This is a genomic window from Salmonella sp. GDC200615 (assembly GCF_050574145.1).
GTDB classification, from domain to species: domain Bacteria; phylum Pseudomonadota; class Gammaproteobacteria; order Enterobacterales; family Enterobacteriaceae; genus Salmonella; species Salmonella enterica.
This window is the reverse complement of record NZ_CP192247.1, coordinates 4173344-4196079: the sequence shown is the minus strand read 5'-3', so window position 1 is coordinate 4196079 and position 22736 is coordinate 4173344. Positions and strand designations below refer to the sequence as shown.

The window sequence follows — 22736 nt, the reverse complement described above, 5'->3', positions numbered from 1 at the left end:
ATATACTGTGAAGATTATGTCCTTCGTAGCTGGATTTGAAAAAAATTCTTTCGGAAGGTACACCAGACCGCCGTTGCGGTTATAGGGTTCAGTTATCTAAAGCCCCGATTTATCGGGGTTTTTTGTTATCTGACTACAGAATAACTGGGCTTTAGGCCCTTTTTTTATGTCTTGGGGGTGGGCTTGTCCACATTAGAGCAAAAATTAACAGAGATGATTACAGCACCAGTTGAAGCCTTAGGCTACGAGCTGGTCGGCATCGAATTTATTCGCGGTCGCACATCCACACTGCGCATCTATATTGATAGTGAAGATGGCATCAATGTTGATGATTGTGCTGATGTGAGCCACCAGGTAAGCGCGGTGCTGGACGTTGAAGATCCTATCTCCGTGGCTTACAACCTTGAAGTCTCGTCACCGGGTCTCGACCGTCCTATGTTCACTGCCGATCATTATGCGCGTTTCCAGGGTGAAGAAGTCGCGCTGGTTCTTCGCATGGCGGTACAGAACCGTCGCAAGTGGCAGGGCATTATCAAAGCGGTGGACGGTGAAATGATTACCGTCACAGTCGAAGGCAAAGATGAAGTGTTCGCGCTGAGTAATATCCAGAAGGCGAACCTGGTTCCCCACTTTTAACAGTCTGGATGAGGTGAAAAGCCCGCGATGAACAAAGAAATTTTGGCTGTTGTTGAAGCCGTCTCCAACGAAAAAGCGCTGCCACGCGAAAAAATTTTTGAAGCGCTGGAAAGTGCGCTGGCGACAGCAACAAAGAAAAAATATGAGCAGGAGATCGATGTTCGTGTAGAAATCGATCGTAAAAGCGGTGATTTTGATACTTTCCGCCGTTGGTTGATCGTTGAAGAAGTGACCATGCCGACGAAGGAAATTACGCTGGAAGCGGCGCGTTTTGAAGACGAAAGCCTGAATGTCGGCGACTATGTTGAAGATCAGATTGAATCTGTCACCTTTGACCGTATCACCACGCAGACTGCGAAACAGGTTATCGTACAGAAGGTCCGTGAAGCTGAACGCGCGATGGTTGTCGATCAGTTCCGCGACCAGGAAGGCGAAATTGTCACTGGCGTGGTGAAGAAAGTGAACCGCGACAATATCTCTCTGGAAATTAAATCCGAAGGGATGGCCGGTAACGCTGAAGCGGTGATTCTGCGTGAAGATATGCTGCCGCGTGAAAACTTCCGTCCGGGCGACCGCATCCGCGGTGTTCTGTACGCTGTACGTCCAGAAGCGCGTGGCGCGCAGCTGTTCGTCACCCGTTCCAAGCCGGAAATGCTGATCGAACTGTTCCGCATCGAAGTGCCGGAAATCGGCGAAGAAGTGATTGAAATTAAAGCGGCGGCTCGCGATCCGGGTTCTCGTGCGAAAATCGCAGTGAAAACCAACGATAAACGTATCGATCCGGTCGGCGCTTGCGTGGGGATGCGCGGCGCGCGCGTTCAGGCGGTCTCTACCGAACTGGGCGGTGAGCGTATCGATATCGTGCTGTGGGATGATAACCCGGCGCAGTTCGTCATTAATGCGATGGCGCCGGCAGACGTCGCGTCTATCGTGGTGGACGAAGATAAACATACCATGGATATCGCCGTTGAAGCCGGTAATCTGGCGCAGGCGATCGGACGTAATGGTCAGAACGTCCGCCTGGCTTCGCAATTGAGCGGCTGGGAACTCAACGTAATGACCGTTGATGACTTGCAGGCTAAACATCAGGCTGAAGCACATGCCGCTATCGAGATCTTTACTAAATATCTTGATATTGATGAAGAGTTCGCGACCGTTCTGGTAGAAGAAGGTTTCTCCACGCTCGAGGAACTGGCCTATGTGCCAATGAAAGAACTGCTGGAAATTGACGGCCTTGATGAGCCGACCGTTGAAGCACTGCGCGAGCGTGCTAAAAACGCACTGGCCACTCTGGCGCAGGACCAGGAAGCAAGCCTCGGTGATAACAAACCGGCTGACGATCTGCTGAATCTGGAAGGATTAGATCGCGATATGGCTTTCAAACTGGCGGCTCGTGGTGTTTGTACGCTGGAAGATCTCGCCGACCAGGGCATTGATGATCTGGCTGATATCGAAGGGTTGACCGACGAAAAAGCCGGTGAGCTGATTATGGCTGCCCGTAATATTTGCTGGTTCGGCGACGAAGCGTAATAAACTGTAGCAGGAAGGAACAGCATGACAGATGTAACCCTAAAAGCGCTGGCCGCAGAGAGACAGGTTTCCGTGGATCGCCTGGTACAGCAGTTTGCTGATGCAGGTATCCGGAAATCTGCTGACGACTCTGTGTCCGCACAAGAAAAACAGACTTTACTGGCGCACCTGAACCGCGAAGCGGTTTCTGGTCCCGATAAACTGACGCTGCAGCGTAAGACGCGCAGCACCCTGAACATTCCAGGTACCGGTGGAAAAAGTAAATCGGTACAAATCGAAGTCCGCAAGAAGCGCACCTTTGTGAAACGCGATCCGCAAGAGGCTGAACGCCTGGCCGCGGAAGAGCAGGCGCAGCGTGAAGCGGAAGAGCAAGCCCGTCGTGAGGCAGAAGAACAGGCCAAACGCGAGGCGCAACAAAAAGCTGAACGCGAGGCCGCAGAACAAGCTAAGCGTGAAGCCGCTGAAAAAGCGAAACGTGAAGCTGCGGAAAAAGACAAAGTGAGCAATCAACAGACTGACGATATGACCAAAACCGCCCAGGCCGAAAAAGCCCGCCGTGAGAATGAAGCTGCAGAGCTGAAGCGTAAAGCGGAAGAAGAAGCACGTCGCAAACTCGAAGAAGAAGCGCGTCGTGTAGCAGAAGAAGCTCGCCGCATGGCGGAAGAAAACAAATGGACCGCAACGCCTGAGCCAGTAGAAGACACCAGTGACTATCATGTCACCACTTCTCAGCACGCTCGCCAGGCCGAAGACGAAAACGATCGTGAAGTTGAAGGCGGTCGTGGTCGTGGCCGTAATGCAAAAGCAGCGCGTCCGGCGAAAAAAGGCAAACATGCCGAATCCAAAGCCGATCGCGAAGAAGCGCGTGCTGCGGTTCGCGGCGGTAAAGGCGGCAAGCGTAAAGGGTCTTCTTTACAGCAAGGCTTCCAGAAGCCCGCTCAGGCCGTTAACCGTGACGTGGTGATCGGTGAAACCATCACCGTTGGCGAACTGGCGAACAAGATGGCGGTTAAAGGCTCTCAGGTCATCAAAGCGATGATGAAGCTGGGTGCTATGGCCACCATCAACCAGGTTATCGACCAGGAAACCGCACAACTGGTTGCCGAAGAGATGGGCCACAAAGTTATCCTGCGTCGTGAAAACGAACTGGAAGAAGCGGTAATGAGCGACCGTGATACCGGCGCTGCGGCTGAACCGCGCGCACCGGTTGTGACCATCATGGGCCACGTTGACCACGGTAAAACCTCTCTGCTGGACTACATTCGTTCCACGAAAGTAGCCTCTGGCGAAGCGGGCGGCATTACCCAGCACATCGGTGCTTACCACGTTGAAACTGACAACGGGATGATCACCTTCCTGGATACCCCGGGTCACGCCGCGTTTACTTCTATGCGTGCTCGCGGCGCCCAGGCAACGGATATCGTGGTTCTGGTGGTAGCGGCAGACGATGGCGTGATGCCGCAGACTATCGAAGCTATCCAGCACGCGAAAGCGGCAGGTGTGCCGGTCGTGGTTGCGGTGAACAAAATCGATAAGCCGGAAGCCGATCCGGATCGCGTTAAGAACGAACTGTCCCAGTACGGCATTCTGCCGGAAGAGTGGGGCGGCGAGAGCCAGTTCGTTCACGTGTCTGCGAAAGCGGGCACCGGTATCGACGAACTGCTGGACGCTATCCTGCTGCAGGCCGAAGTTCTGGAACTGAAAGCCGTTCGTAAAGGTATGGCGAGCGGTGCGGTGATCGAATCCTTCCTGGATAAAGGTCGTGGTCCGGTGGCTACCGTTCTGGTACGCGAAGGTACGCTGCATAAGGGAGATATCGTGCTGTGTGGCTTCGAATACGGCCGCGTGCGTGCGATGCGTAACGAACTGGGTCAGGAAGTGCTGGAAGCGGGGCCGTCCATTCCGGTGGAAATCCTCGGCCTGTCCGGCGTTCCGGCTGCGGGTGACGAAGTGACCGTCGTTCGCGACGAGAAGAAAGCGCGTGAAGTTGCTCTGTATCGTCAGGGTAAATTCCGTGAAGTTAAACTGGCGCGTCAGCAGAAATCTAAACTTGAGAACATGTTCGCCAACATGACCGAAGGCGAAGTTCACGAAGTGAACATCGTGCTGAAGGCCGACGTACAGGGTTCTGTGGAAGCGATCTCCGACTCTTTGCTGAAACTGTCTACCGACGAAGTGAAAGTGAAGATCATCGGTTCTGGCGTAGGTGGTATCACCGAAACCGACGCGACCCTGGCTGCGGCGTCCAACGCCATTCTGGTTGGCTTCAACGTTCGTGCCGATGCCTCTGCGCGTAAAGTGATCGAATCTGAAAGCCTGGATCTGCGTTACTACTCCGTCATCTATAACCTGATCGACGAAGTGAAAGCGGCGATGAGCGGTATGCTGTCTCCGGAACTGAAACAGCAGATTATCGGTCTGGCTGAAGTGCGCGATGTGTTCAAATCGCCGAAATTCGGCGCGATCGCGGGCTGTATGGTTACCGAAGGTACGATTAAACGCCATAACCCAATCCGCGTACTGCGCGACAACGTGGTTATCTATGAAGGCGAGCTGGAATCCCTGCGCCGCTTCAAAGATGACGTTAACGAAGTCCGTAACGGCATGGAATGTGGTATCGGCGTGAAGAACTACAACGACGTTCGCGTTGGCGATATGATTGAAGTATTCGAAATTATCGAGATCCAACGTACCATCGCTTAATCTTCGTCGTCTTTTGGGCCGCAACGGCGTTGGCTGCGCTCGCTCACCCCGGTCACATAGTTATCTATGCTCCCGGGGATTTACGAGCTTGCCGCCTTGTTGCAATCCAAAATCCTTAGAAGATGATTAGGCGTAGGCCGGGTAAGCGAAGCGCCACCCGGCAAGAAATTTAAAAAGGGGCTTATGGCCCCTTTTTTGTCTTTATTCTGGAGAATTTATTATGGCGAAAGAATTTGGTCGCCCTCAGCGCGTAGCGCAAGAGATGCAAAAAGAGATCGCAATCATCCTGCAGCGCGAAATTAAAGACCCGCGCCTGGGCATGATGACTACCGTCTCCGGTGTCGAAATGTCCCGTGACCTGGCCTATGCCAAAGTGTTTGTCACCTTTTTGAACGACAAAGATGAAGACGCAGTAAAAGCGGGCATCAAAGCGTTGCAGGAAGCGTCTGGTTTCATCCGCAGCTTGCTGGGTAAAGCGATGCGTCTGCGCATCGTGCCGGAACTGACCTTCTTCTACGACAACTCGCTGGTGGAAGGGATGCGTATGTCCAACCTGGTAACTAACGTGGTGAAACATGACGAAGAACGTCGTGTGAACCCGGACGACAGCAAGGAGGACTGATGAGTCGTCCTCGTCGTCGTGGCCGCGACATTCACGGCGTTCTGCTGCTGGATAAGCCGCAGGGTATGTCCAGCAATGACGTGCTGCAGAAAGTTAAGCGCATCTACAATGCCAACCGCGCCGGGCATACCGGCGCGCTGGACCCGCTGGCGACCGGCATGTTGCCGATTTGCCTCGGCGAAGCGACAAAATTTTCGCAGTACCTGCTGGATTCTGACAAACGCTATCGTGTTATTGCCCGTCTGGGGCAGCGCACGGATACCTCTGACGCCGATGGTCAAATCGTGCAGGAGCGTCCGGTGACTTTCAGCGCTGAGCAGCTTGCGAGCGCGCTGGAGACCTTTCGTGGGGATATCGAACAGATTCCCTCGATGTATTCGGCGCTGAAGTATCAGGGCAAGAAGCTGTACGAATATGCCCGCCAGGGTATCGAAGTGCCGCGCGAAGCCCGCCCGATTACCGTCTATGAGCTGCTGTTTATTCGCCATGAAGGTAACGAGCTGGAGCTGGAAGTTCATTGCTCCAAAGGCACCTATATTCGTACCATTATTGATGATTTAGGTGAAAAACTGGGCTGTGGCGCGCACGTAACGTACCTGCGTCGTCTGACGGTCAGCAAGTATCCGGTGGATCGTATGGTGACGCTGGAGCATTTGCAGACGCTGGTAGCACAGGCGGAGCAGCAGGGCGTTCCGGCGGCGCAGTTGCTCGATCCATTATTGATGCCAATGGACAGTCCAGCTTCGGACTACCCTGTTGTTAATCTGCCGTTAACATCTTCGGTATACTTCAAAAATGGCAACCCGGTTCGTACCACGGGCGCGCCGTTGAAGGGACTGGTTCGTGTGACGGAAGGTGAAGACGATAAATTTATCGGTATGGGCGAAATTGACGACGAAGGCCGTGTCGCGCCTCGTCGGCTGGTAGTAGAGTACCCAGCGTAATGTCGCTTCGTCTTGCGATAAAAGAGCGCTGCGAGTAGAATACCGCCGCTTAACGTCGCGTAAATTATTTAACAGTTTACGCGGCGTACACTGGGATCGCTGAATTAGAGATCGGCGTCCTCTCATTCTTAAATACTTTGGAGTTTTAAAATGTCTCTAAGTACTGAAGCTACAGCTAAAATCGTTTCTGAGTTCGGTCGTGACGCAAACGACACCGGTTCTACCGATGTTCAGGTTGCTCTGTTGACTGCACAGATTAACCACCTGCAGGGTCACTTTGCAGAGCATAAAAAAGATCACCACAGCCGTCGTGGTCTGCTGCGTATGGTTTCTCAGCGTCGTAAACTGCTCGACTACCTGAAACGTAAAGATGTTGCACGCTACACCGCGCTGATTGAGCGTCTGGGTCTGCGTCGCTAATTCTTTCGAGTTTCAGAAAGAGGGGGCCTTCATGGCCCCTTTTTTCCAGCAGATGGCAGCAATTCGCTGGAAACTAATGTATTGTTGCTATGAATGATCTTCCGTTGCAGAGGTTCGCGCGGCTAATGAGAGGCTTTACCCATATCAGGGTTAGGGTTGTCATTAGTCGCGAGGATGCGCAGAAGATCGGGTATTAACGACGGCGCGTATTATGCCGTCAAAAATTGGAAAGGATATTATTTTGCTTAATCCGATCGTTCGTAAATTCCAGTACGGTCAGCATACCGTTACGCTGGAAACTGGCATGATGGCGCGTCAGGCCACTGCCGCTGTTATGGTAAGCATGGATGACACCGCCGTATTCGTTACCGTTGTCGGCCAGAAAAAAGCCAAGCCAGGCCAGGACTTCTTCCCGCTGACCGTTAACTATCAGGAGCGTACCTACGCTGCTGGTCGTATCCCGGGCAGCTTCTTCCGTCGTGAAGGCCGTCCAAGCGAAGGCGAAACCCTGATTGCGCGTCTGATTGACCGCCCGGTTCGTCCGCTGTTCCCGGAAGGCTTCGTTAACGAAGTGCAGGTTATTGCGACCGTCGTTTCCGTTAACCCGCAGGTTAACCCAGACATCGTTGCCATGATCGGCGCATCCGCTGCGCTGTCGCTGTCCGGCATTCCGTTCAACGGCCCAATCGGCGCGGCGCGCGTAGGTTACATCAATGACCAGTACGTGCTGAACCCGACCCAGGACGAGCTGAAAGAAAGCAAGCTGGACCTGGTGGTTGCCGGTACCGAAGCGGCTGTGCTGATGGTGGAATCCGAAGCTGAACTGCTGAGCGAAGACACTATGCTGGGCGCGGTGGTATTCGGTCACGAGCAGCAGCAGGTTGTTATCCAGGCGATCAACGATCTGGTGAAAGAAGCCGGTAAACCGCGTTGGGACTGGCAGCCGGAAGCCGTCAACGACGCGTTGAACGCGCGTGTTGCTGCGCTTGCTGAATCTCGTCTGAGCGACGCGTACCGCATCACCGATAAACAAGAACGCTATGCTCAGGTTGACGTAATCAAATCCGAAACCATCGAGCAGCTTATTGCAGAAGATGAAACTCTGGATGCTAACGAGCTGGGCGAAATCCTGCACGCCATCGAGAAAAACGTGGTGCGTAGCCGCGTACTGGCAGGCGAGCCGCGTATTGATGGCCGTGAAAAAGACATGATCCGTGGTCTGGACGTGCGCACTGGCGTACTGCCGCGTACTCACGGTTCCGCTCTGTTTACCCGTGGTGAAACGCAGGCGCTGGTTACCGCGACTCTGGGTACTGCCCGTGACGCGCAGGTGCTTGATGAACTGATGGGCGAGCGCACTGACAGCTTCCTGTTCCACTACAACTTCCCTCCGTACTCCGTAGGCGGAACCGGCATGGTCGGTTCTCCGAAGCGTCGTGAAATTGGTCACGGTCGTCTGGCGAAGCGCGGCGTGCTGGCAGTGATGCCGGACATGGATAAATTCCCGTACACCGTTCGCGTGGTGTCTGAAATCACCGAATCCAACGGTTCTTCCTCTATGGCTTCCGTGTGCGGCGCTTCTCTGGCGCTGATGGACGCTGGCGTGCCAATTAAAGCCGCCGTAGCAGGTATCGCTATGGGTCTGGTGAAAGAAGGCGACAACTACGTTGTACTGTCTGACATTCTGGGCGACGAAGATCACCTGGGCGATATGGACTTCAAAGTGGCGGGTTCCCGCGACGGTATCTCTGCGCTGCAGATGGATATCAAAATTGAAGGTATCACCAAAGAGATCATGCAGGTTGCGTTGAACCAGGCTAAAGGTGCGCGTCTGCACATCCTGGGCGTGATGGAACAGGCGATCAACGCGCCGCGCGGCGATATCTCTGAATTTGCGCCGCGTATCCATACCATCAAGATCAGCACGGACAAGATCAAAGACGTGATCGGTAAAGGCGGTTCTGTGATCCGCGCGCTGACTGAAGAGACCGGCACCACCATCGAAATCGAAGATGACGGTACTGTGAAGATCGCGGCGACCGACGGTGAAAAAGCGAAATACGCTATCCGTCGTATCGAAGAGATTACCGCAGAGATCGAAGTCGGCCGTATCTACAATGGTAAAGTGACCCGTATCGTTGACTTTGGCGCGTTTGTTGCCATCGGCGGCGGTAAAGAAGGTCTGGTTCACATCTCTCAAATCGCGGATAAGCGTGTAGAGAAAGTGACCGATTATCTGCAGATGGGTCAGGAAGTCCCGGTTAAGGTTCTGGAAGTTGACCGCCAGGGCCGTGTACGTCTGAGCATTAAAGAAGCAACCGAGCAGTCTCAACCTGCGGCTGCGCCGGAAGCTCCGGCGAGCGAACAGGCCGAGTAAGGTAGCCTTTTGCCCTCCGCAGTGCGGAGGGCTTTAGACCTGGCTGGACGCCTTGTTGAGCCACCGGGGAACAGGACGTTCATTCAATCGTTGTCTTCGGGAGTGGGAAATGAAGCCTTTTTTGCGCTGGTGTTTCGTTGCGACAGCACTTACGCTTGCAGGATGCAGTAATTCCGCCTGGCGTAAAAGTGAAGTCCTCGCAGTACCATTGCAACCGACTTTACAGCAGGAAGTGATTCTGGCGCGTATGGAACAGATTCTTGCCAGTCGGGCTTTAACCGATGACGAACGCGCACAGCTTTTATATGAGCGCGGAGTGTTGTATGATAGTCTTGGTTTGAGGGCATTAGCGCGAAATGATTTTTCACAAGCGCTGGCAATCAGACCGGATATGCCTGAAGTATTCAATTACTTAGGCATTTATTTAACGCAGGCAGGCAATTTTGATGCTGCCTATGAAGCGTTTGATTCTGTACTAGAGCTTGATCCAACTTACAACTACGCGCACTTAAACCGCGGTATCGCATTGTATTACGGCGGCCGTGATAAGTTAGCGCAAGATGATCTGCTGGCGTTTTATCAAGACGATCCCAATGATCCTTACCGCAGCCTGTGGCTGTATCTTGTTGAGCAGAAGCTTAATGAGAAGCAGGCGAAAGAAGCGTTAAAAGCACGCTTTGAAAAATCGGATAAAGAGCAATGGGGATGGAACATTGTCGAGTTCTACCTGGGCGACATTAGCGAAGCAACGCTGATGGAAAGGCTCAAGGCGGACGCAACGGATAACACCTCGCTCGCTGAGCATCTCAGTGAAACCAACTTCTATTTAGGTAAGTATTACCTAAGTCTGGGGGATTTGGACAGCGCCACGGCTCTGTTCAAACTGGCGGTGGCCAACAACGTTCATAACTTTGTTGAGCACCGATACGCATTGTTGGAATTATCGCTCCTGGGCCAGGACCAAGATGACCTGGCAGAATCGGACCAGCAATAGCTGACGAACATATCAGCCCGTAATCTTTTTGATTGCCATCACCTTCGCGGGTGAGGGCGTTGTTGTTCGTTAATACACCTACTTTGAGCCGGTTCACACTTTTCAATGAAAATTGCAGATCAATTTCATGATGAGTTATGTAGACTGGCCGCCATTAATTTTGAGGCACACGTACTACATGGCTGAATTCGAAACCACTTTTGCAGATCTGGGGCTGAAGGCTCCTATCCTTGAAGCCCTTACCGATCTGGGTTACGAAAAACCATCTCCAATCCAGGCAGAGTGCATTCCGCATCTGCTGGGCGGTCGCGACGTGCTGGGCATGGCCCAGACCGGTAGCGGCAAAACCGCAGCGTTCTCTTTACCGCTGCTCAACAATCTTGATCCTGAGCTGAAGGCACCTCAGATTCTGGTGCTGGCGCCAACCCGCGAACTGGCGGTACAGGTTGCCGAAGCCATGACGGATTTCTCTAAACACATGCGCGGCGTAAACGTGGTTGCCCTGTACGGCGGTCAGCGTTATGACGTGCAGTTACGCGCCCTGCGTCAGGGGCCGCAGATCGTTGTCGGTACGCCGGGACGTCTGCTTGATCACTTAAAACGTGGCACTCTCGACCTCTCTAAACTGAGTGGTCTGGTGCTGGATGAAGCCGACGAAATGCTGCGTATGGGCTTCATCGAAGACGTTGAAACTATTATGGCGCAGATCCCGGAAGGTCATCAGACCGCTCTGTTCTCCGCCACCATGCCGGAAGCGATTCGTCGCATTACCCGCCGCTTTATGAAAGAGCCGCAGGAAGTGCGCATTCAGTCCAGCGTGACTACCCGTCCTGACATCAGCCAGAGCTACTGGACTGTCTGGGGCATGCGTAAAAACGAAGCGCTGGTGCGTTTCCTGGAAGCGGAAGACTTTGATGCGGCGATTATCTTCGTGCGTACCAAAAACGCGACCCTGGAAGTAGCAGAAGCGCTGGAACGTAGCGGCTACAACAGCGCCGCGTTGAATGGCGATATGAACCAGGCGCTGCGTGAGCAGACTCTGGAACGCCTGAAAGATGGTCGTCTGGACATCCTGATCGCTACCGACGTTGCGGCACGTGGTCTGGACGTTGAACGTATCAGCCTGGTGGTGAACTACGATATTCCGATGGACTCCGAGTCCTACGTTCACCGTATCGGTCGTACCGGCCGTGCGGGTCGCGCCGGTCGCGCGCTGCTGTTCGTTGAGAACCGCGAGCGTCGTCTGCTGCGCAATATCGAACGCACCATGAAGCTGACCATTCCGGAAGTGGAACTGCCGAACGCAGAACTGCTGGGTAAACGCCGTCTGGAAAAATTCGCCGCGAAAGTTCAACAGCAACTGGAAAGCAGCGATCTGGATCAGTACCGTGCGCTGCTGGCGAAAATCCAGCCGTCTGCTGAAGGCGAAGAGCTGGATCTCGAAACGCTGGCCGCCGCACTGCTGAAAATGGCGCAAGGCGAGCGTCCGCTGATTCTGCCGCCGGATGCGCCGATGCGTCCTAAGCGTGAATTCCGTGACCGTGACGACCGTGGTCCGCGCGAGCGTAATGACCGTGGCCCGCGTGGCGACCGTGAAGAACGTCCGCGTCGTGAACGTCGTGACGTTGGCGATATGCAGTTATACCGCATTGAAGTGGGCCGTGATGACGGCGTTGAAGTTCGTCATATCGTGGGCGCTATCGCTAACGAAGGCGACATCAGCAGCCGTTACATTGGTAACATTAAGCTGTTCGCGTCTCACTCCACCATCGAGCTGCCGAAAGGTATGCCGGGCGAAGTGTTGCAGCACTTCACGCGTACCCGCATTCTGAACAAGCCGATGAATATGCAGCTGTTGGGTGATGCGGTTCCGCACGCGGGCGGCGAACGTCGCGGCGGTGGTCGTAGCTTCAGTGGCGAACGTCGTGAAGGCGGTCGTAATTTCAGCGGCGAACGTCGTGAAGGTGGTCGTGGTGATGGTCGTCGCTTCAGCGGCGAGCGTCGTGAAAGCCGTGGTCCGCGTCGTGATGACTCTACCGGTCGCCGTCGTTTCGGCGGTGATGCGTAACTCACGCTGACCTGCGCATTCACAGCGTAAAGTAAAATATACAGCCCCGATCGTCACAATCGGGGCTTTTTTTATTTCTTTTGTACTCGTGTACTGGTACAGTGCAGCGTATTGAGAGATAGTCACACTATAAATGACTGGAGAGAGAGCTGAATGGCAACACTTACCACCACCCAAACGTCACCTTCGCTGCTTGGCGGCGTGGTGATTATCGGCGGCACCATCATTGGCGCGGGGATGTTCTCCCTGCCGGTGGTCATGTCCGGGGCGTGGTTCTTCTGGTCGATGGCGGCGCTGGTCTTTACCTGGTTTTGTATGCTGCACTCCGGGCTGATGATCCTCGAAGCCAACCTTAACTACCGCATTGGTTCGAGTTTCGACACCATCACCAAAGATCTGTTGGGGAAAGGCTGGAACATTGTCAACGGTATTTCCATTGCCTTTGTGCTCTACATCCTGACTTACGCCTATATCTCGGCGAGCGGCTCGATTCTGCATCATACCTTTGCTGAGATGTCGTTGAACGTTCCGGCGCGAGCGGCAGGTTTTGCCTTTGCGCTGCTGGTGGCGTTTGTAGTGTGGCTGAGTACGAAGGCGGTCAGTCGGATGACGGCGATTGTGCTGGGCGCGAAAGTGATTACTTTCTTCCTGACCTTCGGCAGCCTGTTGGGGCACGTTCAGCCTGCCACGTTGTTTAACGTGGCTGAAAGCCACGCGTCATATACGCCCTACCTGCTGATGACGCTGCCATTTTGTCTGGCCTCTTTTGGTTATCACGGTAACGTACCGAGCTTGATGAAATATTACGGCAAAGATCCGCGTACCATCGTCAAATGCCTGATTTATGGGACGTTACTGGCGCTGGCGCTCTATTCCGTCTGGCTGCTGGGGACGATGGGCAACATCCCGCGTCCGGAATTTATCGGCATTGCGCAGAAAGGCGGCAATATTGATGTGCTGGTACAGGCGTTGAGCGGCGTGCTGAACAGCCGCAGCCTGGATCTGCTGCTGGTGGTGTTCTCTAACTTTGCGGTCGCCAGTTCCTTCCTTGGCGTGACGCTGGGGCTGTTTGACTATCTGGCGGATCTGTTTGGTTTTGATGACTCGGCAATGGGGCGTTTTAAAACGGCGCTGCTGACTTTCCTGCCGCCGATGATTGGTGGCCTGCTGTACCCGAACGGTTTTCTGTACGCCATTGGCTATGCAGGTTTAGCTGCAACTATCTGGGCGGCCATTGTGCCTGCGCTGTTGGCACGTAAATCTCGCGAACGTTTCGGCAGCCCGAAATTTCGTGTCTGGGGCGGTAAACCGATGATTGCCCTGATTTTGGTCTTCGGTGTTGGCAACGCGGTTATCCATATTCTGTCGAGCTTTAATTTGCTGCCGGTGTACCAGTAATTGAACGAGCCGGATGAGCTGTTTTCATCCGGCAATATTTCACAAGTCCGCGAAATGGTATCAAATAAAACCCTGTTTATTATAAAGTTCTTCGGCGAGTGCTTCCCCGTGTTCATCGAAAAAAGCATCGGCGATAGTTAAATTTTCTGCCTTAGGATTTGCCGTTATTCTGCTACCATTGGCGTCAAATTCGAGCGCGATGGCGATCTCCGAACCCCACCAGTAATAATAAATTAGCGCAAAATTATTTTCCCCTAGCGTAATAAATTTCTCGATTCCCCGCACACAGGCCATGAGTGGCATGAAGATTTCATAGCTCTCTGAGAGAAATATGTGATCCATCGTGACTATCTGTGTTTCTTTATTAAAGTTGATATGTTCAGCATAAATATTCTTTTCACTTTCACCAGAATTACATGTGGCAAGATTGTTAAGCATTTTTGCAGGATCGCCGTACAACCTTTGCTCCTCAGTAAACCATGGCAACCAGTCGTCATAGTCTTTAATATTTGTTGCCGGTGAATGGAAAAATTTCTTGAGGTTACTCTCGGTAATATGTGCATGAAGAAAAAAGGAAGCAGGTTCACTCATGATGATTTTCTCTGGTAATAAGTCGATTTATTCATATCCCTGTTCGGCCATGATAAAACGATTACTATTTTATAAAAGTACAGAACTGGACCTTTCCTCTATTTCATATCATAGGAAAATATATACTTGAACTGGTTCAGAATAAGCGGAATACGAAAATGGGGCGTAAAGGACTACTCGCTATTGTATTATTGAGCCTGTTTATCGCTTTTATTTTAAAATTTTTCTGGCTCACTCCGTACGATGAAGACGTTTACCTGCCAGTGGAAAAACCTGTCGCATCGTCTTTAAAAATCATTCACCCCGGCGACCAGTTATTTATCCGCATTCTGAAAGCGGAAGATAAGCTGGAACTGTGGGCAAGCGCCAATAACAAGCCTTACAAACTCTACAAAACCTGGACTATATGCGCATGGTCTGGTGGCTTAGGGCCAAAACATAAACAGGGAGACGGTAAAAGCCCGGAAGGCTTTTATGCCACCAACAAAGGGTTGCTTAACCCAAACAGCCGCTATCATCTGGCATTTAATATTGGCTACCCGAATGCTTACGATCGGGCAAATGGCTACACCGGTGATTTCATTATGGTTCACGGGAACTGCGTTTCGGCCGGTTGCTATGCCATGACCGATGCCGGTATTGAAGAGATTTATCAACTGGTGGCGCAGGCGCTAAACAGCGGGCAGAAGCGCGTGCCTGTCCATATCTTCCCATTTACGATGAATGACGAAAATATGCGCCAGGCGCAAGCATGGCCGGAATATAATTTCTGGCGTATGTTGAAGCCCGGCTATGATTACTTCGAAAAAAATCGCCGATTGCCAACCATCACCGTTGAAAATCGGCGTTATAAAATCAGCCCAACAACTCTTCCTTAACATCCATCGCTAAATCAAACGAATGCAGGCGTGCCTGGTGGTCGAAAATCTGCCCGTTTACCATAATTTCATCCGCCTGGGTCTCCCGCAGGATGGATTCTAGCCCGTGGCGGACTTTCGCTTTATCACCGACCAGCGACATACTCAGCGCCTGCTGCACGCCATACTGCTCGGATGGCGACCAGAAGGTCTCCATATTCTCAATCGGCGGCGGCAGTTGGCCGGTTTCCCCACGGCGTAGCTTCACGAAAGCCTGCTGCATGGAGGTAAACAGGAATTCGGCGTCGCGGTTGCTGTCGGCGGCGATAATATTGATACACACCATCGCGTACGGTTTTTCCAGCCGCGCTGAAGGTTTGAACTGGGTACGGTACAGATGCAGCGCCTGGAACAACATATCCGGCGCGAAATGCGAAGCAAAGGCGAACGGCAGGCCAAGCTGGGCCGCCAACTGTGCGCTATACAGGCTGGAGCCCAACAGCCAGACCGGGATCTGCTCGCCGTAGCCGGGCACCGGGCGCACATGCGGATTAGGGTCGCGAGCGTCGAACCAGTCCACCAGCTCTGCGACATCGCGTGGAAAGTTATCGATATCGCCGCTCATATGGCGACGCAGCGCGCGCATCGTCGGCTGATCGCTACCCGGCGCGCGTCCCAACCCTAAGTCGATACGTCCCGGGTAGAGCGTATTCAGCGTGCCGAACTGCTCGGCAATCACCAGCGGTGAATGGTTAGGCAGCATCACGCCGCCGGAGCCAAGATGTAATGTTGTGGTATTGGCCGCCAGATAACCAATCAATACCGAGGTCGCCGCGCTGGCGATACCGGTCATGTTGTGATGTTCCGCCAGCCAGTAGCGGTGATAACCGCGCTTTTCAGCCAGCCGTGCGAGATCAAGCGAGTGCGTGAAGGCTTCTTTTGCCGAAGATCCTTCAGGGATCGGCGCCAGATCCAGCACCGAGAACGGAATAGTTTTGTCAGTCATAACGGCTCACTTTGTTACCGGTTAATCTTTTAATACTGCATTAAAGATTAGCGAATGTTGTTAACAAAGTGAGCTTTATGAGACTGACGGCAAAAACAATGCCCGATGGCGCTGCACTTATCGGGCCTACGGGATCGCTATTTGTAGGCCAGATAAGGTCTTTATGCCGCCATCCGGCTAGGCCTGTAGCTCCAGCCCGGCCAGCCGCCTCCAGTAGCCGTTGCAGTCGCTATGCGCGGCAAGCGCTAATGGCGCGCCGCCGTTTTCGTTAGCGCGAAAGGCATCAAGCATGGCAAATGTCTCCGTACCCAACGGCGACAGCCGCACGATATCGACCAATCCCTGCATCGACGTCAGTTCGTTGCCAAGGTTATAGACATAGCCGCTCATGGTCTGAATACCGTTAAGCACAAACACCTGCTGATTCTCTTGCGAGAGCACGTCACGACCGTTTGGATACTTGATACAGCAGGTTTCGCACTCATCTTTCGGGCGGTCTTCCGAACGGGCGGTAAAGCAGCGAGCGGAGTAGGCCAGCGGCAGATGCCCGTAGCTCAACACTTCCACTTCAAACTGATTGCGGATGCCCAGTTCATCGCACTGATTAAGCAAATTCACCAGCCAGTCGCGGGACAGCTCCACCGGCATACACCAGCGTACCATGCCTTCTTTCAGCAACCGGCGCAGCGTGACCGCGTTGTAGCAGTTCAGCGCATGGCCGGCGACAAACGGCAGTTTGCGCTCGGCGCACAGATTCACCACGCCAAGATCGCTGGCTTCCAGCAGAAAATCGCCGTTGTCCACATAGCGTTTCAGCTCGCTTAATTCAGATGACGCCTGTACCAGCGCCAGGGTGGAGAGCACCACCTGCTTACCGCTGGCGGCGAGGGATTTCGCCATTTCCAGCCAGTCGCCGACTTTGGTCGCGCGACGCTTGCTGCACACCGCTTCGCCCAGATAAATGACATCAGCGCTGCTTTTTGCGGCCTGCTGATAAAAATCTTCCAGCGTCTCTTTCGGCCAGTAATAAAGCACCGGTCCTAAGGAATATTTCATAGCTCCTCTCACTGCCATTTACGGTGATATGCGCCAAGCGTGGTTTGGGTGCCTTCGGACATCGCGCCGAGCGTCTCCATCCAGTCGCGCTGTGGAACGAAGTTTTGCGGGGCGGCTTTGCAGCGATCGATCGCCTGGCGCCACACTTTCGCCACCTGGCTGACGTAGGCCGGGCTGCGCTGGCGGCCTTCGATCTTCACCGAAGCGATGTTCGCCGCCATGAGCTCCGGCAGCAGTTCCAGCGTGTTCAGGCTGGTTGGCTCCTCCAGCGCGTGATAGCGCTCGCCGTCCACTAAATAGCGGCCTTTACACAGCGTTGGGTAGCCTGCGTTTTCGCCATCCTGGTAACGGTCAATCAGGACATCATTCAGGCGCGATTCCAGCCCCTGCGGCGTTTGCTGACAACGGACAAAGCGGGCGGGAGAGCAGGCGCCGACGGTATTGGGCGACTCCCCCGTCAGGTAGGAAGAAAGATAGCAGCGACCTTCCGCCATAATGCACAGGCTGCCAAACGCGAATACCTCCAGCGGCACCGGCGTGACGCGGGCCAGTTGTTTTACCTGGTGAATCGACAGTACACGCGGCAGTACTACACGGTGGACATCAAAGTTGCGGTGATAAAAGCGAATCGCCTCTTCGTTGGTTGCCGAGGCCTGAACGGAAACATGGCGCTCAATATGCGGGTAACGCTCTGCGGCATATTCCAGCATAGCGAGGTCGGCGAGAATCAACGCGTCGGCGCTAAGCTGCGCCGCCATATCCACGGCGCGCTGCCAGCGGGCATAGCCGTCCGGATGCGCAAAAGTATTAATGGCGATGTGTAATTTGCGGCGATGCTGGTGAACAAAACTCACCGCTTCCTGCAATTTTTTTTCGGTAAAGTTAAGGCCGGCAAAATGACGGGCATTGGTATCGTCTTTTAACCCGATATAAACGGCGTCAGCGCCGTTTTCGATGGCCGCCTTCAGCGCCGGGAGATTTCCGGCAGGGCAGAGCAGCTCCATAATTTATCCTGAGGGTTACGTCTGAGACGCAAAATTGTTAACGAACAGGGATTTTAGTTAACCTTGCTGCGACAATTTTTGATTTAAGGCAGTTAAAGGCGTATTGGTAACACCAATAATGGGGTAGAAAATCAGACCCAATTGTTGATTTACGCCGCCATGTGATTTATTGGATATGGCAAAATAACAGGACTATTGAAACAGGGAGTAAAGCTCGTGTTAGATAAACTGCGTTCACGCTTAGTCCATGCTGGCCCGTCTCTGATGAGTGTACCGGTTAAACTGACGCCCTTTGCGCTAAAGCGCCAGGTTCTGGAACAGGTTCTGAGCTGGCAGTTTCGTCAGGCGCTGGCCGATGGAGAGCTGGAATTCCTCGAAGGTCGTTGGTTAAGCATTCATGTTCGTGACATCGACTTAAAATGGTATACCACGGTTGAAAATGAAAAGCTGATCGTTAGCCAGCAGGCGGATGCTGACGTCAGTTTTAGCGCCGACGCCAGCGATCTGCTAATGATCGCCGCCCGTAAACAGGATCCGGATACGCTCTTTTTCCAGCGTCGACTGGTCATTGAAGGCGATACTGAGTTAGGGTTGTATGTGAAGAATCTGATGGACGCCATCGAACTGGAGCAGATGCCGAAAGCGTTACACGTTATGCTGCTGCAACTGGCGGATTTTGTTGAGGCGGGAATGAAAAACTCGCCGGAAACCAAACAGACCTCGGTAGGTGAGCCATGCTAATTCGAGTAGAAATTCCCATTGATGCGCCTGGTATTGATGCGCTGTTACGCCGTTCATTCGAAAGCGATGCGGAAGCGAAGCTGGTTCACGATTTGCGTGAAGATGGTTTTCTGACGCTCGGACTGGTGGCCACGGATGATGAAGGTCAGGTGGTGGGCTATGTCGCCTTTAGCCCGGTTGATGTGCAGGGCGAAGATTTACAGTGGGTCGGCATGGCGCCGCTGGCGGTCGATGAAAAGTATCGCGGGCAAGGGCTGGCGCGCCAGTTAGTGTATGAAGGGCTGGATTCGCTCAACGAGTTCGGCTACGCGGCGGTCGTGACGCTGGGCGATCCGGCGTTATATAGCCGCTTCGGTTTTGAACTGGCCGCACATTACGATCTTCACTGCCGTTGGCCCGGTACGGAAAGCGCTTTCCAGGTACACCGTTTGGCTGAGGATGCGCTGGAGGGCGTGACGGGGCTGGTGGAGTATCACGACCACTTCAATCGTTTTTAAGCACCGGCGTTTGCAGGCTGGACAGCAGCGCCTCAAACGCTTCGCGTTCCGTCACAAGGCGCTCCTTCTGGCGCTTTGTGAGCTGTTTGATGCGATACTCTATGCGCAGGGCCAGCGAGCGATTGCCGACCTGCGCCGCAAACGCCAGCGTTAACTCGCCTTTTCCCCGTAATGCTTTTGCGCCTTTTCCCGTTTGATGCTGCCTGTAACGACGCGCCACATCGGTGGTTATTCCGGTGTAAAGCGCATTGTCTGCAGTACGAATCAGATACAGATACCAGGGTGTCATTGTCGCCATCAGCATGATAATTTTCAGGTTCCCAGTATAAGCGAGAATAAAGATGGACACACTTACCGCTATTGGCCGTTGGCTGGCGAAACAACACGTGGTGACCTGGTGCGTACACCATGAGGGAGAGCTGTGGTGCGCCAATGCGTTTTATTTGTTTGATGCGCAAAACGTCGCGCTGTATCTGTTAACGGATGATAAAACCCGCCATGCGCAAATGTCTGGCGCGTGCGCGCCAGTTGTGGGAACGGTCAATGGTCAGCCGAAAACGGTGGCGCGCATTCGCGGCGTACAGTTTAAAGGGGAAATTCGCCGTCTGGAGGGGCAGGAGAGCGACGCCGCGCGTAAAGCTTACCTTCGTCGCTTCCCGGTCGCCAGGGTGCTGCCAGCGCCGGTATGGGAAATCCGGCTGGATGAAATTAAATTCACCGACAACACGCTGGGGTTTGGTAAAAAACTGCACTGGTTACGCGACTCACGCGCCCAGCAGGCGTAGCGCCTCGCGGTTAAATGCCGGCAGGTCGTCAGGCGTGCGGCTGGTCACCAGCTGATCTTTATCGACGACGACTTCCTGATCGTAAAATTCCGCGCCCGCATTCTTCACATCGATAATAATCGGTTTCACCGCCGTGAGTTTGCGGCCACGAATGACATCGGCGCTGATCAACAACTGTGGGCCGTGGCAAATGGCAAAAACCGGTTTACCGCTGTTAACGAAATCGCGGGTAAAATCCACGAAACGGCTGTCGCCGCGCAGGTAGTCCGGCGAATGACCTCCCGGCAATAGCAAGGCGTCGAACTCGTTGGGACGAACGTCATCAATAGCCTTATCAATGGTGATGCTGGCCTCGCCTTTTTTTCCTTTCACCGTTTTACCCGCCTCTTTTTCGATGGTGATGACCTCATGGCCGGCCTGACGGAATTCTGCTGCCGGCGAGGTAAATTCTGAATCTTCAAATTCATCGGTAATCAAAACGGCAATTTTCTTACTCATACGTTTCCTCCGCAGTGGTGGCGTCGGGTAAGGCAAATTTTCCACAATGATGGATACTTATCTCGTAGACTATTAAGCTTGGTCGATAGGGCCGAGAGTGCAAGGTGGACAAATCTGTAAAGGAGCGAGGATGAGTCAGGTACTGATTACCGGCGCGACCGGACTGGTCGGCGGACATCTGCTGAGAATGTTAATCAACACGCCGCAGGTGAGCGCTATCGCCGCGCCGACGCGTCGCCCGCTGACGGATATTGTCGGCGTTTATAACCCTCACGATCCGCAGCTTACCGACGCGTTAGCTCAGGTGACCGACCCGGTGGATATTGTTTTTTGCTGCCTGGGCACGACCCGGCGTGAAGCGGGAAGTAAAGCGGCGTTTATTCATGCGGATTATACGCTGGTGGTTGATACCGCGCTGACCGGGCGTCGACTGGGCGCGCAGCACATGTTGGTGGTCAGCGCAATGGGAGCAAACGCGCACTCTCCGTTTTTCTACAATCGGGTGAAAGGAGAAATGGAGGAGGCGTTAATCGCGCAAAATTGGCCTCGTTTGACGATTGCCCGGCCTTCTATGCTGCTCGGCGACAGAACAACGCGGCGGGTGAATGAAACGCTTTTCGCTCCGCTATTCCGGCTGTTGCCAGGAAACTGGAAATCGATTGATGCGCGGGATGTGGCGCGGGCCATGCTGGCGGAAGCGCTGGCGCCAGCACAAGAAGGCGTGACGATTCTGACCTCATCGCAACTGCGGGAAAAAGCGGAATAGCGAAGCCGGATGATTTACCGGATGGCGACGCGGTTTACACATTCTTATCGCCACCCGGCACACCGGTTACTTAATATACGTAAAGGCGGTGGTCACGCGTTTCACGCCGCTCACCCGGCTGGCGATGTCCGCTGCCGCTTTACCTTCACGTTCAGTCACCAGGCCCAGCAGGAACACTTCGCCATTTTCGGTGGTGACTTTCACGTTTGACGATTTTACCTGATCGCTGGTCAGTAGCTGTGAGCGAACTTTCGTGGTGATCCAGGTATCGTTAGAGGCGGTCCCCAGGCCGATAGGCTGACCCTGGCGAATCTCGTTATAGACCTCGGTGGTGCCTTCAACGCCCATCGCTATCTGTTTAGCGCGTGCGGAGAGTTCGCTGTTTGGCGACTGGCCCACTAACAAAACTTTGCCCTGATAAGCCGTGACATTGATGCGCGTCTCTTTTTTGATTTGCTCATCTTTCGACAGCGCGCTGCTGACACGCAGTTCCAGCGTTCCGTCATCCACCTGGGTGCCCACGCTACGCGGGTCGGTTGCGGCTTTGGTGCCGACGGCTGCCGTACCCACTACCGCGGCGGCGACGCAACCTTGCAATAGCAACGCAGAAATAAGGACTGCGAGCGGCGAAAATGCCTTCATGTGTACTCCTTAATCATCCTGGTGAGGAAAAAGCGTGTTATCGATCAAATCGCACAGGCAGTTTACCGTCAGCATATGCATTTCCTGAATGCGCGCGCTGTGGTGTGAAGGGATACGAATTTCGACATCCTGCGGCCCTAATAGTCCGGCCAGCTCACCCCCGTCATACCCGGTTAGCGCCACAATGGTCATGTCACGTGTGACGGCTGCTTCAACGGCTTTTACGATATCGCGACTATTACCACGCGTAGAGATCGCCAATAAAACATCGCCTGCATGTCCCAGCGCCCGGACTTGTTTTGCATAAACTTCATCGTGCAGGCGATCGTTAGCGATCGCAGTTAAGACCACATTATCGGTATTTAGTGCAATGGCGGGTAAACTGGGTCGCTCCGTTTCAAAGCGGTTAATCATGCTGGCAGCAAAATGCTGTGCGTTGGCCGCGGACGTCCCGTTTCCACAACAGAGGATTTTGTTGCCGTTAAGCAGGGAATGAACCAGCGTCATGGCGGCGCGGGAAATGGCATCCGGAAGCGCTTCCGCCGCAGCAATTTGAGTTTGAATGCTTTCTGTAAAGCAAACTTTGATTCTTTCGAGCACG

General features: G+C 53.6%; 24 protein-coding genes. 16 read left to right on the top strand and 8 right to left on the bottom strand.

All coding sequences use genetic code 11. The annotated features are described in order from the left end of the window. Window positions 1–183 precede the first annotated feature (183 nt). The 11 genes from rimP (at window position 184) to mtr (ending at window position 13692) form a co-directional block, all read left to right on the top strand. Window positions 184–636 (top strand): ribosome maturation factor RimP, encoded by a 453-nt coding sequence (gene rimP / locus ACQ29O_RS20330; RefSeq protein WP_000105461.1) that lies wholly within the window; start codon window positions 184–186, stop codon window positions 634–636. Window positions 637–663: 27 nt separating this feature from the next. Then, a complete protein-coding gene (nusA, locus tag ACQ29O_RS20325; RefSeq protein WP_001031038.1) occupies window positions 664–2166 on the top strand; it encodes a transcription termination factor NusA in 1503 nt (500 codons plus the stop codon). Window positions 2167–2190: 24 nt separating this feature from the next. Next, window positions 2191–4869 carry a translation initiation factor IF-2 gene (gene infB / locus ACQ29O_RS20320; RefSeq protein WP_000133064.1) on the top strand — a complete coding sequence of 893 codons (2679 nt, stop codon included), beginning with the start codon at window positions 2191–2193 and terminating at the stop codon, window positions 4867–4869. A 220-nt stretch (window positions 4870–5089) separates the two neighbouring features. After that, on the top strand, window positions 5090–5491 hold the full coding sequence (rbfA, locus tag ACQ29O_RS20315; RefSeq protein WP_001040199.1) for a 30S ribosome-binding factor RbfA: 402 nt from the start codon (window positions 5090–5092) through the stop codon (window positions 5489–5491). After that, window positions 5491–6435, top strand: a complete 945-nt coding sequence (gene truB / locus ACQ29O_RS20310; protein ID WP_000089674.1) for a tRNA pseudouridine(55) synthase TruB — start codon at window positions 5491–5493, stop codon at window positions 6433–6435. The genes rbfA and truB overlap by 1 nt, the downstream gene beginning before the upstream one ends. Before the next feature lie 150 nt (window positions 6436–6585). After that, window positions 6586–6855, top strand: a complete 270-nt coding sequence (gene rpsO, locus ACQ29O_RS20305) for a 30S ribosomal protein S15 (protein ID WP_000059465.1) — start codon at window positions 6586–6588, stop codon at window positions 6853–6855. A gap of 241 nt (window positions 6856–7096) precedes the next feature. After that, entirely contained in the window at window positions 7097–9232 is a 2136-nt protein-coding gene (gene pnp, locus ACQ29O_RS20300) for a polyribonucleotide nucleotidyltransferase (protein ID WP_253336095.1), read from the top strand. Between the two features lie 109 nt (window positions 9233–9341). After that, window positions 9342–10226, top strand: coding sequence for a lipoprotein NlpI (nlpI, locus tag ACQ29O_RS20295; RefSeq protein ID WP_000802069.1), 885 nt, complete (start codon window positions 9342–9344; stop codon window positions 10224–10226). Window positions 10227–10331: 105 nt separating this feature from the next. Continuing rightward, complete coding sequence (gene yrbN / locus ACQ29O_RS20290; RefSeq protein ID WP_010723222.1) at window positions 10332–10412, top strand: protein YrbN; 81 nt, start codon at window positions 10332–10334, stop codon at window positions 10410–10412. Next, on the top strand, window positions 10405–12294 hold the full coding sequence (deaD, locus tag ACQ29O_RS20285) for an ATP-dependent RNA helicase DeaD (RefSeq protein WP_000807252.1): 1890 nt from the start codon (window positions 10405–10407) through the stop codon (window positions 12292–12294). Before yrbN ends, deaD begins: the two co-directional genes overlap by 8 nt. Window positions 12295–12447: 153 nt before the next feature. Beyond that, the gene (gene mtr, locus ACQ29O_RS20280) at window positions 12448–13692 is read left to right on the top strand and encodes a tryptophan permease (RefSeq protein ID WP_000224372.1); all 1245 of its coding nucleotides are present in this window, start codon (window positions 12448–12450) and stop codon (window positions 13690–13692) included. A 60-nt stretch (window positions 13693–13752) separates the two neighbouring features. On the opposite strand, the gene ACQ29O_RS20275 is transcribed toward mtr, so the two are convergent. After that, a complete protein-coding gene (locus ACQ29O_RS20275) occupies window positions 13753–14283 on the bottom strand; it encodes a hypothetical protein (RefSeq protein WP_001294025.1) in 531 nt (176 codons plus the stop codon). 158 nt (window positions 14284–14441) lie between these two features. Between ACQ29O_RS20275 and ACQ29O_RS20270 the strand changes: the two genes are divergently transcribed. Further along, window positions 14442–15161 carry a L,D-transpeptidase family protein gene (locus tag ACQ29O_RS20270; protein WP_000532744.1) on the top strand — a complete coding sequence of 240 codons (720 nt, stop codon included), beginning with the start codon at window positions 14442–14444 and terminating at the stop codon, window positions 15159–15161. Here the strand turns inward: ACQ29O_RS20270 and ACQ29O_RS20265 are convergent. The 3 genes from ACQ29O_RS20265 to ubiU form a co-directional block, all read right to left on the bottom strand. After that, window positions 15139–16146 carry a luciferase-like monooxygenase gene (locus ACQ29O_RS20265; protein ID WP_000130438.1) on the bottom strand — a complete coding sequence of 336 codons (1008 nt, stop codon included), beginning with the start codon at window positions 16144–16146 and terminating at the stop codon, window positions 15139–15141. The two genes, ACQ29O_RS20270 and ACQ29O_RS20265, sit on opposite strands and share 23 nt — an antisense overlap. Before the next feature lie 177 nt (window positions 16147–16323). After that, complete coding sequence (locus ACQ29O_RS20260; RefSeq protein WP_000877720.1) at window positions 16324–17202, bottom strand: U32 family peptidase; 879 nt, start codon at window positions 17200–17202, stop codon at window positions 16324–16326. A gap of 8 nt (window positions 17203–17210) precedes the next feature. Beyond that, window positions 17211–18206 carry a ubiquinone anaerobic biosynthesis protein UbiU gene (gene ubiU / locus ACQ29O_RS20255; protein WP_000421316.1) on the bottom strand — a complete coding sequence of 332 codons (996 nt, stop codon included), beginning with the start codon at window positions 18204–18206 and terminating at the stop codon, window positions 17211–17213. Window positions 18207–18422: 216 nt separating this feature from the next. Here ubiU and ubiT point away from each other — a divergent pair, with 216 nt between their 5' ends. Both ubiT and ACQ29O_RS20245 read left to right on the top strand, forming a co-directional pair. Then, the gene (gene ubiT, locus ACQ29O_RS20250; protein WP_000884719.1) at window positions 18423–18947 is read left to right on the top strand and encodes a ubiquinone anaerobic biosynthesis accessory factor UbiT; all 525 of its coding nucleotides are present in this window, start codon (window positions 18423–18425) and stop codon (window positions 18945–18947) included. After that, window positions 18941–19444, top strand: coding sequence for a GNAT family N-acetyltransferase (locus tag ACQ29O_RS20245; protein WP_000908562.1), 504 nt, complete (start codon window positions 18941–18943; stop codon window positions 19442–19444). Before ubiT ends, ACQ29O_RS20245 begins: the two co-directional genes overlap by 7 nt. Here ACQ29O_RS20245 and ACQ29O_RS20240 read toward each other — a convergent pair. Then, window positions 19431–19748, bottom strand: coding sequence for a GIY-YIG nuclease family protein (locus ACQ29O_RS20240; protein WP_000928383.1), 318 nt, complete (start codon window positions 19746–19748; stop codon window positions 19431–19433). The genes ACQ29O_RS20245 and ACQ29O_RS20240 overlap by 14 nt on opposite strands. Before the next feature lie 37 nt (window positions 19749–19785). Between ACQ29O_RS20240 and ACQ29O_RS20235 the strand changes: the two genes are divergently transcribed. Then, a complete protein-coding gene (locus ACQ29O_RS20235) occupies window positions 19786–20229 on the top strand; it encodes a YhbP family protein (protein WP_020937193.1) in 444 nt (147 codons plus the stop codon). On the opposite strand, the gene yhbO is transcribed toward ACQ29O_RS20235, so the two are convergent. Further along, window positions 20209–20727 carry a protein/nucleic acid deglycase gene (gene yhbO, locus ACQ29O_RS20230; RefSeq protein WP_020937192.1) on the bottom strand — a complete coding sequence of 173 codons (519 nt, stop codon included), beginning with the start codon at window positions 20725–20727 and terminating at the stop codon, window positions 20209–20211. The two genes, ACQ29O_RS20235 and yhbO, sit on opposite strands and share 21 nt — an antisense overlap. Window positions 20728–20857: 130 nt before the next feature. On the opposite strand from yhbO, the gene ACQ29O_RS20225 reads away from it, so the two are divergent. Continuing rightward, window positions 20858–21493 carry an NAD(P)H-binding protein gene (locus ACQ29O_RS20225; RefSeq protein ID WP_001530791.1) on the top strand — a complete coding sequence of 212 codons (636 nt, stop codon included), beginning with the start codon at window positions 20858–20860 and terminating at the stop codon, window positions 21491–21493. A 66-nt stretch (window positions 21494–21559) separates the two neighbouring features. Here ACQ29O_RS20225 and dolP read toward each other — a convergent pair whose 3' ends face one another. Both dolP and diaA read right to left on the bottom strand, forming a co-directional pair. Beyond that, window positions 21560–22135 carry a division/outer membrane stress-associated lipid-binding lipoprotein gene (gene dolP / locus ACQ29O_RS20220; protein WP_000643280.1) on the bottom strand — a complete coding sequence of 192 codons (576 nt, stop codon included), beginning with the start codon at window positions 22133–22135 and terminating at the stop codon, window positions 21560–21562. Between the two features lie 9 nt (window positions 22136–22144). Beyond that, window positions 22145–22735 (bottom strand): DnaA initiator-associating protein DiaA, encoded by a 591-nt coding sequence (diaA, locus tag ACQ29O_RS20215; protein WP_000893481.1) that lies wholly within the window; start codon window positions 22733–22735, stop codon window positions 22145–22147. Window position 22736: the final 1 nt, after the last annotated feature.

Bases quoted from the DNA above. Each gene is read 5' to 3' on its own strand.
- nusA (WP_001031038.1), top strand. From the start codon at position 664: ATGAACAAAGAAATTTTGGCTGTTGTTGAAGCCGTCTCCAACGAAAAA.
- infB (WP_000133064.1), top strand. From the start codon at position 2,191: ATGACAGATGTAACCCTAAAAGCGCTGGCCGCAGAGAGACAGGTTTCC.
- rbfA (WP_001040199.1), top strand. From the start codon at position 5,090: ATGGCGAAAGAATTTGGTCGCCCTCAGCGCGTAGCGCAAGAGATGCAA.
- truB (WP_000089674.1), top strand. From the start codon at position 5,491: ATGAGTCGTCCTCGTCGTCGTGGCCGCGACATTCACGGCGTTCTGCTG.
- rpsO (WP_000059465.1), top strand. From the start codon at position 6,586: ATGTCTCTAAGTACTGAAGCTACAGCTAAAATCGTTTCTGAGTTCGGT.
- nlpI (WP_000802069.1), top strand. From the start codon at position 9,342: ATGAAGCCTTTTTTGCGCTGGTGTTTCGTTGCGACAGCACTTACGCTT.
- yrbN (WP_010723222.1), top strand. From the start codon at position 10,332: ATGAAAATTGCAGATCAATTTCATGATGAGTTATGTAGACTGGCCGCC.
- deaD (WP_000807252.1), top strand. From the start codon at position 10,405: ATGGCTGAATTCGAAACCACTTTTGCAGATCTGGGGCTGAAGGCTCCT.
- mtr (WP_000224372.1), top strand. From the start codon at position 12,448: ATGGCAACACTTACCACCACCCAAACGTCACCTTCGCTGCTTGGCGGC.
- ACQ29O_RS20275 (WP_001294025.1), bottom strand. From the start codon at position 14,283: ATGAGTGAACCTGCTTCCTTTTTTCTTCATGCACATATTACCGAGAGT.
- ACQ29O_RS20270 (WP_000532744.1), top strand. From the start codon at position 14,442: ATGGGGCGTAAAGGACTACTCGCTATTGTATTATTGAGCCTGTTTATC.
- ACQ29O_RS20265 (WP_000130438.1), bottom strand. From the start codon at position 16,146: ATGACTGACAAAACTATTCCGTTCTCGGTGCTGGATCTGGCGCCGATC.
- ACQ29O_RS20260 (WP_000877720.1), bottom strand. From the start codon at position 17,202: ATGAAATATTCCTTAGGACCGGTGCTTTATTACTGGCCGAAAGAGACG.
- ubiU (WP_000421316.1), bottom strand. From the start codon at position 18,206: ATGGAGCTGCTCTGCCCTGCCGGAAATCTCCCGGCGCTGAAGGCGGCC.
- ACQ29O_RS20245 (WP_000908562.1), top strand. From the start codon at position 18,941: ATGCTAATTCGAGTAGAAATTCCCATTGATGCGCCTGGTATTGATGCG.
- ACQ29O_RS20240 (WP_000928383.1), bottom strand. From the start codon at position 19,748: ATGCTGATGGCGACAATGACACCCTGGTATCTGTATCTGATTCGTACT.
- ACQ29O_RS20235 (WP_020937193.1), top strand. From the start codon at position 19,786: ATGGACACACTTACCGCTATTGGCCGTTGGCTGGCGAAACAACACGTG.
- yhbO (WP_020937192.1), bottom strand. From the start codon at position 20,727: ATGAGTAAGAAAATTGCCGTTTTGATTACCGATGAATTTGAAGATTCA.
- ACQ29O_RS20225 (WP_001530791.1), top strand. From the start codon at position 20,858: ATGAGTCAGGTACTGATTACCGGCGCGACCGGACTGGTCGGCGGACAT.
- dolP (WP_000643280.1), bottom strand. From the start codon at position 22,135: ATGAAGGCATTTTCGCCGCTCGCAGTCCTTATTTCTGCGTTGCTATTG.